Origin of the sequence: Bradyrhizobium sp. 139 (genome assembly GCF_023074175.1) — a bacterium.
Lineage (GTDB): Bacteria > Pseudomonadota > Alphaproteobacteria > Rhizobiales > Xanthobacteraceae > Bradyrhizobium.
This window is the reverse complement of sequence record NZ_JADPKS010000012.1, coordinates 118707-127501: the sequence shown is the minus strand read 5'-3', so window position 1 is coordinate 127501 and position 8795 is coordinate 118707. Positions and strand designations below refer to the sequence as shown.

The 8795-nt window shown below is 63.9% G+C and carries 9 protein-coding genes; 6 read left to right on the top strand and 3 right to left on the bottom strand.

Annotated features, from left to right (window positions below; translation table 11 throughout):
* Nucleotides 1–3 precede the first annotated feature (3 nt).
* The 3 genes from IVA80_RS04490 to IVA80_RS04480 form a co-directional block, all read right to left on the bottom strand.
* Nucleotides 4–1275, bottom strand: coding sequence for an MFS transporter (locus IVA80_RS04490; RefSeq protein ID WP_247425994.1), 1272 nt, complete (start codon nucleotides 1273–1275; stop codon nucleotides 4–6).
* Between the two features lie 91 nt (nucleotides 1276–1366).
* The gene (locus tag IVA80_RS04485; protein WP_247425992.1) at nucleotides 1367–1666 is read right to left on the bottom strand and encodes a type II toxin-antitoxin system RelE/ParE family toxin; all 300 of its coding nucleotides are present in this window, start codon (nucleotides 1664–1666) and stop codon (nucleotides 1367–1369) included.
* Nucleotides 1663–1920, bottom strand: coding sequence for a type II toxin-antitoxin system ParD family antitoxin (locus tag IVA80_RS04480; protein ID WP_247425990.1), 258 nt, complete (start codon nucleotides 1918–1920; stop codon nucleotides 1663–1665). Before IVA80_RS04480 ends, IVA80_RS04485 begins: the two co-directional genes overlap by 4 nt.
* Before the next feature lie 191 nt (nucleotides 1921–2111).
* Here IVA80_RS04480 and IVA80_RS04475 point away from each other — a divergent pair, with 191 nt between their 5' ends.
* The 6 genes from IVA80_RS04475 (at nucleotide 2112) to rpoN (ending at nucleotide 8779) form a co-directional block, all read left to right on the top strand.
* Nucleotides 2112–3437: a UbiA family prenyltransferase gene (locus IVA80_RS04475; RefSeq protein WP_247425988.1), complete on the top strand. Its 1326-nt coding sequence runs from the start codon at nucleotides 2112–2114 to the stop codon at nucleotides 3435–3437.
* 118 nt (nucleotides 3438–3555) lie between these two features.
* Complete coding sequence (locus tag IVA80_RS04470) at nucleotides 3556–4170, top strand: ribonuclease D (RefSeq protein ID WP_247425986.1); 615 nt, start codon at nucleotides 3556–3558, stop codon at nucleotides 4168–4170.
* 219 nt (nucleotides 4171–4389) lie between these two features.
* On the top strand, nucleotides 4390–5121 hold the full coding sequence (gene lptC / locus IVA80_RS04465; protein WP_247425984.1) for an LPS export ABC transporter periplasmic protein LptC: 732 nt from the start codon (nucleotides 4390–4392) through the stop codon (nucleotides 5119–5121).
* A 5-nt stretch (nucleotides 5122–5126) separates the two neighbouring features.
* A complete protein-coding gene (locus IVA80_RS04460; RefSeq protein WP_247425982.1) occupies nucleotides 5127–5837 on the top strand; it encodes an LptA/OstA family protein in 711 nt (236 codons plus the stop codon).
* Nucleotides 5838–6058: 221 nt separating this feature from the next.
* Nucleotides 6059–7075, top strand: coding sequence for an LPS export ABC transporter ATP-binding protein (gene lptB / locus IVA80_RS04455; RefSeq protein WP_247425980.1), 1017 nt, complete (start codon nucleotides 6059–6061; stop codon nucleotides 7073–7075).
* Nucleotides 7076–7165: 90 nt separating this feature from the next.
* Nucleotides 7166–8779 (top strand): RNA polymerase factor sigma-54, encoded by a 1614-nt coding sequence (gene rpoN, locus IVA80_RS04450; RefSeq protein ID WP_247425978.1) that lies wholly within the window; start codon nucleotides 7166–7168, stop codon nucleotides 8777–8779.
* Nucleotides 8780–8795 lie beyond the last annotated feature (16 nt).

Genomic DNA, 8795 nt, shown 5'->3' with positions numbered 1-8795 from the left:
GGCTCAAACCACCCGTCTCCCCGCCCGCTCCGCCACCGCCTTCTGCACAAAATACATCGCGACCAGCGACACGATCGCTGACGCCACGACGACGTAGCCGATCCGGTCGAAATGGAGCAGCGAGCCGTCCGGGGCCTGCGCGATGATCGCGCCGGCGAGCACCGAGCCGAGGCCGCCGGAGAGCTGCTGCAGTGAGGCGCTGACCGCGCTGAAGGAGCCGCGCTGGCTGGGGTCGGGGATCGCCGACATCAGCGCCTGCGACGGGATCATGCGTGAGAAGATGCCGACGAACATCAGGACGTTGACGAGGATCGCGGTCGCGAGCGAGACGTGGCCGAGATGGGTGTAGATCAGCACCATGATCACCGACACCACGCTGCCGAAGACAAAGGTCGGGTATTTGCCGAAGGCGTCGCTCGCCCTGCCGACCAGCGGCCCGGTGACGATGCTGAACAGGCCGGAGACGAGATAGATCGTCGGCAGATGCAGGATGTCGATGCCGAGATTGTGCACGGTGAAGGCGCTGGAGAACGGCATCAGCATATACCCGCCAGTCGCCAGCAATGTCGTGACGGCGAAGGCCAGCGTATAGCGCGGCTGTCCGATCGTCGCGATCAAATGGCGGAACGCGTTTCTGTCCTGCTTCAGTTTCAGATGCGCGTCGATCGGCTCCATGGCCAGGGCGATGACGGCGATCGCTGCGATCGACAGGCCGACGATCGCAACGAAGCAGACATGCCAGTTCCAGTGATTGGCGAGAAACAGCCCGGCCGGAATCCCGAGCACCTGGCTTGCGGCGAACGCCGTCTGGACGAAGCCCATCACGCGGCCGCGCAAGTGCAGCGCGAACAGGTCGGTGATGATGGCCAGCACGACCGAGCCGATCACGCCGCCGAACAATCCGGTGACGATCCTGCCGAGCAGCAGGACATGATAAGTCTGCGCCGCGGCGCAGAGCATGGTTCCGAGCGTGAAGCCAACATAGAAGAACAGCAGCAGGCGCTTGCGGTCGAAGCGATCGGCAAAGCCGGCGGCGAGGATACCCGAGAGGCCCGCACTGAACGCGTAGGCCGAGACGGCGATGCCAAATTGCCCGGCCGTGATGTCGAGCGCGGGCATCAGGATGGCGCCGAGCGGCGACATGATGATGAAATCGAGAATGATCGTGAACTGCGTGAACGCGAGCAGCGCGATGAGGAGCGCCTGGTAGCGCGTAAAGCCGCGTTGGCGTTCTCTTTGTTCGTCGATAGGCGCTGTGAGCGTCTGTTCGGTCATGACATTCCATCGGTCGTGAACGGGCAAAGGGGGCGGGAAGCTCGCAACAGATAGGATAGGCCGGGATGATTTTCACGGGGGTTCTGAAAACCTAATTCTCCGGGAAGAGCAGCGGCTCGTAGTCTCGCGCGCCGTGAAGAATGTGGATGACCTCGATCGCCTCGTTGCCGATCCGATAGAAAATCAAATAGCTCCCGAACGGACGCCGGCGAATACCCCGGTGCTCGTAGCGCGGGACCAGGGGATAACCCCGCGGCGCGTCAGCAAGGGCTTCGCATTTTTCCCGCAGTCCACGAATGAGCGTGAGTGCGTTTCGCGGGCTTTGCTCGGCGACGTATGACGCGATGTCCTCGAGGTCGGCTTCGGCTTCCGCGGTGACGACGACGATCAATTGCGGTTGGCCTTGCCGGCCAATTTGGCTTCCAGCCGGTCAAAAACGTCCGAGCTCGGTTTGGTCCGGCCCGCATCGGCATCATCAAGCCCGCGCGCGATCGCGGCGTCCAACGCGGCCAGCCGCGCTTCGCGCTCCTGGATCAGCCTTATGCCTTCCCGCAGCACCTCACTCTTGGAGTGATAGCGGCCGGACGCAACCAGCTTTGTGACAAAGCTTTCAAGGGCTTCGCCGAGATCTGCACTGACTGCCATGCGCGCCTCTCCGCCGACATTGGTCTTAATAACTATTATTGAACGGCCTTCGTATCAAGTCGGAACTGGCCGAGGAGCTGCTCCGATTAAGCCGTCCTTAGCGAATGTTCCCCTAGGCTTGGGGTCGCCCATTTCCCTGCTCCCCGGCCTCCGGGCCGGTCATGTTGCGGTAAGTCTCAGAGCGTTTTCGGATGGAGCAGCCTGCTTGGCAGTATGATTCTGGCGTCCCCACACCGGCGGCAACGGCGGCGGCTGCGCGGGCGCTTGTCATCGATCTCGAAGGCGCCCTGCTGCGTTCTGAACTGCTGTTGGAAGCACTGTTCAGCAGACCCGGCCTCATGCTGGCCCGCTTCGGCGCGGGCGGACGCCCGGGTATGGCGGCGCTCACGGAGATTTTGGCCCAGGCCGAGATCGACTACGCCCATCTGCCTTATGAGTCCGACGTGCTGAACCGGGCGCTGGCGGCGCGGGCCCGGGGCGAGAAGATCTATCTGGTTGCCGGCCGCTTTGCGCGCCATGCGGCTGGCATTGCCGCGCATCTTTGTTTTGACGGTGTCGTTGCGCCGGCCGATCTCACTGCTGGTGACCAGCTGCCGTTCGATCGCGGCTCCATGGCGCGCATCGAGAAGCGCGGCAGCGGCAGCGCGAATCTCAAAACCTGGGCGAGGGCGCTGCGCGTCTATCAATACGCCAAGAACACGCTGGTGTTCGTGCCTGCCATCACGGCGCATCAGATGAATCTTGCGACGCTCGGCTACGCGTTGCTGGCGTTCCTGGCGTTCTCGGCCTGCGCGTCGGGCGCCTATCTGATGAACGATCTGCTGGATCTGTCAGCCGACCGGCAGCATCCGACCAAGCGCCACCGCGCGCTCGCGGCCGGGGACTTGCCGATCTCCTCGGCGCTGCTTGCGATCCCCGCGCTGTGGCTGTTCGCGGTGGCCGCCAGCCTCTGCATCTCGCCGCTGTTCCTCGGCGTGCTCGGTGGCTATCTCGCCACCACGATTGCCTATTCGCTCGCGCTCAAGCGCAAGATGCTGGTCGACGTCGTGACGCTCGCCGGCCTTTACACGCTGCGGATCGTCGCCGGCGCGGTCGGTGTCGGCGTGGTGCTGTCGGAATGGCTGCTGATCTTCTCGCTGTTCGTGTTCACCTCGCTGGCGCTGATCAAGCGCTTCAGCGAGCTCAGCATGCGCGAGAGCGCGGGCCTCGCCGATCCCTCCAACCGCGACTACAAGGTCACAGACCTGCACGTCATCGGCGCGATGGCGGCGGCGAGCGCCATGAACGCAGTGACCGTGTTCTCGCTCTACGTCTCCTCCTCCGCGGTGACGCCGCTCTACAGCCGTCCCTGGATGCTGTGGCTGCTCAACCCGCTGCTGCTGTACTGGTTCGGCCGCGCCCTGATGATGGCGCATCGCCGCGAGATGCCCGACGATCCGATTCTCTACACGTTCCGCGATGGCGCCAGCCGCATCACGGTCGCGGCAATGATCTGCATCATGCTGGCGGCGATCTGACGGGGATTGGAGGGAACCGCCGGCGCTTGCGCGGCCCGCCTGCAATGGCTACATCGCGGGCAATCCGAATGAGCCTATTGTGCCGACGCAACCGATTCGATTGAGGTTTTGAAGCGCCATGACCGTACGCCTGCATCGCGGCGACCTGCCCGACCTGTCCCGTTACACCGGAGCGGTGGCGATCGACACCGAGACCATGGGGCTGAATCCGCACCGTGACCGGCTCTGCGTGGTGCAGCTCTCGCCCGGCGACGGCAGCGCCGATGTGGTGCAGATCCCCAAGGGCCACACCGATGCGCCGAACCTGAAGGCCCTGCTCGCCAATCCCGCGGTCACGAAAATCTTCCACTTTGCGCGGTTCGACGTCGCGGTGCTGTACCAGACCTTCGGCGTCATGACCGGGCCGATCTACTGCACCAAGATCGCCTCGCGCCTGACCCGCACCTATACCGACCGGCATGGCCTCAAGGACCTCGTGCGCGAGGTGCTCAATATCGATCTTTCCAAGCAGCAACAGTCGAGCGACTGGGGTTCCGACAGCCTGACCGAGCCGCAGCTCGCCTACGCCGCCTCCGACGTGCTGCACCTCCATGCCCTGCGCGAGCGGCTCGACGCCATGCTGGTCCGGGAAGGCCGCGCCGCGCTGGCAAAAGCCTGTTTCGACTTCCTGCCGACCCGCGCCCTGCTCGACCTCCAGGGCTGGCATGAAGAGGACATTTTCGCGCATTCCTAGAGCATGATCCGGACCCGAAGGGCCGCGTTAGCGCAAAGTGTGCAGCGGTTTTCCGAAAAGATCATGCTCAAACAACAACCTGGCGGCGGCTAGCTTCGGCCAGTCGCCCCGTTTCGAACACTTTCATGCGGCCAGTCGCGGGCTGCATATTTGGGCTGTGCCGGTTACAATGGCGCGCCTCTCAGACCGAACGAGGCGAGCGACACCTCGGGAGCTCAGGTGAATTCGGCCCAGAATCCAACCTACGACGCTGCGCTTGCGGCGAAGTTTGCCGGCGCGGCGCGCCATAGCCGTCTGGTGCGGATTCTGCGCATCGCGGTGCCGGTGACGGTGGCTGCGTCCATGGCCGCGATCGTCGCCGTCTCGACCTTCCTCAATCCCTTCCAGATCCCCGTGAAGCTCGACTCCGGAAATCTCGTGGTGACAGGCACCAGGATCACGATGGAATCGCCGCATCTGGCCGGTTTCACCCCGGACCAACGGCCCTACGAGCTCTGGGCCAAGACCGCGACACAGGACATCACCGATCCTGATCATGTCGATCTCAATGACCTGCGCGCGAAGGTGCTGATGGAGGACAAATCGGTCATGTTCCTCGATGCCCGCACCGGCCGCTTCGACAACAAGCAGCAGCAGCTCGACCTGCACAAGGACATCTTCCTGCGCACCTCGACCGGCTACGAGGCGCGGCTGAACTCGGCCTTCGTCGACATGGGCAAGGGAACGGTCTCCTCGGACGAGCATGTCGACGTCAAGCTGACCAACGGAACGCTGACCGCCGATCGGCTGCGGATCACGGAAGGCGGTGACGTCATCCGCTTCGAGGGCAATGTGGTGATGCATCTGGACAAGCTGGACGATCCCGCCGCTGCTCAGCCTGCGCCGGCCGAGCAGCCCGCGCCGCCGGCAAAGACACGCACGCCCCAGAACAAGTCTGCCAATACAAAGTGATTTTCATGATCAGGTTTTTTCCGCGCAACGAAGACAAGCGGTGCGCCATTCCCGGTGCGGCCGCGCTCGCCACTATCGTGCTGATCGCAACGGGTGCGGCAGTCGCACAGAGCACGATGCAAGGCGTGCCCAACGCAATGCAGGGCTTTTCGCAAAACCGCGATCAGCCGATCCAGATCGAAGCCGCTTCGCTGGAGATGCGCGACAAGAAAAAGGAGGCGACCTTCTCCGGCAACGTGAAGGTGGTCCAGGGCGACACCACCATGACCTCGAAGACGCTGGTGGTGTTCTACGAATCCGGCGGCGACAAGCCGGCCACGCCGCAGCCCGCGGCGAAGGCGCCCAAGGGTGCGCCGATGCAGTCGGCGACGCCGGGCCCGGGCGGCAGCTCCTCGATCAAGCGGCTGGAGGCGCGCGGCAATGTCGTTGTCACCCAGAAGGACCAAGTGGTAACAGGCGAGACCGCCGTGTTCGACACCAAGACCAACCTCATCACCATGCTCGGCGGTGTAGTGTTGACGCAGTGCAGGAACGTGCTGCGCGGCGACCGTCTGGCGGTCGACATGGCCACGGGCGTCTCGCGGGTGGAATCCGACAGCGGCCGGGTGCAGGCCCTGCTGCCGCAGGGTGGCGGTAATGATTGCGGATCGGGTAGCCCGGTCAAGCCCGGCGCGGTCCCGCCTCTGCAATTGCCCGGTGCAGGCAAACAAAAGTAAATTCGAGAAGTAGATACAAAGGCTTGGGCCAGACGCGGCCGATCCGAGGTTGAAGCTTGCCCGGCGAGACTGTATCTAGCGCGCAGGGTTTTGAAGCGGGGATCGCCGCTTTCGGGCGTGTTTCACTGGGCGTGAGACATCCCTTCACTCATGCTGTGTCGGCGAATCGTGAAGCCGGCGCGGCAGATCGCGCGAATACCGCGAAAGGCTAGAAGGCGGGGATGGTCGATCTCTTCAGCATGTTCCGGCGGCGCCCCGCCAAACGCGGCCGGCCAGGATTTGCGCGTCAGGACATTACCGCGCTCGGTGACAGCGTCGGCGGCCTGGTGGCGAGCCCGGTGCGGGACGCACCGCCGATCGCCCGTGACCAGCCGGTCCAGGCGCCGGACCAGTTCCGCGCCGAACGGCCGCGTCAGCCCGCGGCTCAGCCTGCCAAAGCCAAGCCTGGTGCCAAGCCTGGTGCCGCGCCTACTATCAAGTCCAACGGCTTGGGCAGCCCGCAGCTCTTGAAGCGGCCGGGCTTCCTGGCTGTGCATAGCGTGGAAAAGAGCTTTGGCAGCCGCCAGGTGGTGCGCGGCGTCAGCATTTATGTGCGCCGCGGCGAAGCGGTCGGCCTGCTCGGCCCGAACGGCGCCGGCAAGACCACCGTGTTCTACATGATCACCGGCCTGATCAAGCCCGATCGCGGTGCGATCGAGCTCGACGGCCACGACGTCACCAAGCTGCCGATGTATCAACGTGCGCGGCTCGGCATCGGCTATCTGCCGCAGGAAGCCTCGATCTTCCGCGGCCTCACCGTCGAGCAGAACATCCGCGCCGTGCTCGAGGTGGTCGAGCCCTCGCGCAAGAAGCGCGAGCAGCAGCTCGACTCGCTGCTCGACGAATTCAACATCACGCGCCTGCGGAAATCGCCGTCGATCGCGCTGTCCGGCGGCGAGCGGCGCCGCGTCGAGATCGCGCGCGCGCTCGCAACGCGTCCGAACTACATGCTGCTCGACGAGCCCTTCGCCGGCATCGATCCGATCGCGGTCGGTGACATTCAGGACCTCGTCCGCCATCTCACCAACCGCGGCATCGGCGTGCTGATCACCGACCACAATGTGCGCGAGACGCTCGGCCTCACCGATCGCGCCTACATCGTTTATGCCGGTGAAATCTTGACCGAGGGCAGCCCGGATGAAATCGTCGCTGATCCCGACGTTCGCCGTCTTTACCTTGGCGAGGAGTTCCGCCTCTAGCCCTTTTTTCCAGTTCGTCAAGACGTGTACATCGGGCTCAGATTAGGATAAGCAAAAATCGGACCAACTTTTGGGATCGGTTCTTGCTTCATGGCGCTTACGCAGAGATTAGAGTTCCGGCAATCGCAGTCGCTGGTCATGACGCCGCAGTTGATGCAGGCGATCAAGCTGCTGCAATTGTCCAATCTCGATCTCACGACCTTCGTGGAAGAGGAGCTTGAGCGTAATCCGCTGCTGGAACGGGCCAATGACGAGGTCCCGGCGGGCGAAGCCACGGCCGAGGCCGGCCAGTTCAACGATTCCGACGGCGGCCACAACGACGAACCGGGCGGCGGCCCGGGCGAGGCCTTCGAGCCCGGCCAGGAAGAATGGATGAGCAAGGATCTCGGCACCCGCGCCGAGATCGAGCAGACCCTGGACACGGGCCTGGACAACGTCTTCTCCGAGGAGCCGGCAGAGACCGCTGCGCGCAACGCCCAGGAGGCCGCGCCGACAACTTATACGGAGTGGGGCGGCGGCGCCTCCGGGGACGAGGACTACAATCTCGAGGCCTTCGTTGCCGCGGAGATCACCCTCGGCGATCATCTCGCCGAGCAGCTTTCGGTAGCCTTCACCGGTGCGGCGCAGCGCATGATCGGTCAGTACCTGATCGACCTGGTCGATGAGGCCGGCTATCTGCCGCCGGATCTCGGCCAGGCCGCCGAGCGTCTGGGCGCATCGCAGCACGACGTCGAGGGCGTCCTTGCCGTGCTGCAAAAATTCGATCCCCCCGGCGTCTGCGCGCGTAATTTGAGCGAATGCCTGGCGATCCAGCTCCGCGAGCTCGACCGCTACGATCCTGCGATGCAAGCCTTGGTCGAGCATCTCGATCTCCTTGCCAAGCGCGACATCGCTTCCTTGCGCAAGCTTTGCGGCGTCGACGACGAGGACATCGCCGATATGATCGGCGAGATCCGCCGCCTCAATCCGAAGCCCGGCATGAAGTTCGGCTCGGCGCGGCTCCAGACCATGGTGCCTGATGTCTATGTCCGCCCGGGTCCCGATGGCGGCTGGCATGTCGAGCTCAACAGCGACACCTTGCCGCGCGTGCTGGTCAACCAGATTTATTATTCGCAACTGTCGAAGAAGATCGGCAAGGACGGCGACAAGTCCTATTTCACCGACGCGCTCCAGAACGCGACCTGGCTGGTGCGCGCGCTCGATCAGCGCGCCCGTACCATCCTGAAAGTTGCAACGGAAATCGTGCGCCAGCAGGACGGCTTCTTCACCCATGGCGTTGCGCATCTGCGGCCGCTGAACCTGAAGGCCGTCGCTGACGCCATTCAGATGCATGAATCCACGGTGTCGCGTGTCACCGCCAACAAATACATGGCGACAAATCGCGGCACATTCGAGTTGAAATATTTCTTCACCGCCTCGATCGCCTCGGCCGACGGCGGCGAGGCGCATTCCGCCGAAGCCGTGCGTCACCACATCAAGCAGCTGATCGATTCGGAAGCGTCGTCGGCGATCCTGTCGGACGACACCATCGTGGAACGCTTGCGCGCCTCGGGCATTGATATTGCCCGCCGCACGGTCGCGAAGTACCGCGAAGCCATGCGCATTCCCTCCTCGGTGCAACGCCGCCGCGACAAGCAGAGCGCTCTTGGTAACGTCCTTTCCACCGCATTGTCCGATCGCTCCCGCAACACCGAGCCGGCCTGATTGCGCTGGCGCCAAA

Coding starts and splice junctions, on each gene's coding strand:
- IVA80_RS04475 (WP_247425988.1), top strand. CDS start 2,112: ATGGAGCAGCCTGCTTGGCAGTATGATTCTGGCGTCCCCACACCGGCG.
- IVA80_RS04460 (WP_247425982.1), top strand. CDS start 5,127: ATGATCAGGTTTTTTCCGCGCAACGAAGACAAGCGGTGCGCCATTCCC.
- IVA80_RS04480 (WP_247425990.1), bottom strand. CDS start 1,920: ATGGCAGTCAGTGCAGATCTCGGCGAAGCCCTTGAAAGCTTTGTCACA.
- IVA80_RS04490 (WP_247425994.1), bottom strand. CDS start 1,275: ATGACCGAACAGACGCTCACAGCGCCTATCGACGAACAAAGAGAACGC.
- rpoN (WP_247425978.1), top strand. CDS start 7,166: ATGGCGCTTACGCAGAGATTAGAGTTCCGGCAATCGCAGTCGCTGGTC.
- lptB (WP_247425980.1), top strand. CDS start 6,059: ATGGTCGATCTCTTCAGCATGTTCCGGCGGCGCCCCGCCAAACGCGGC.
- IVA80_RS04470 (WP_247425986.1), top strand. CDS start 3,556: ATGACCGTACGCCTGCATCGCGGCGACCTGCCCGACCTGTCCCGTTAC.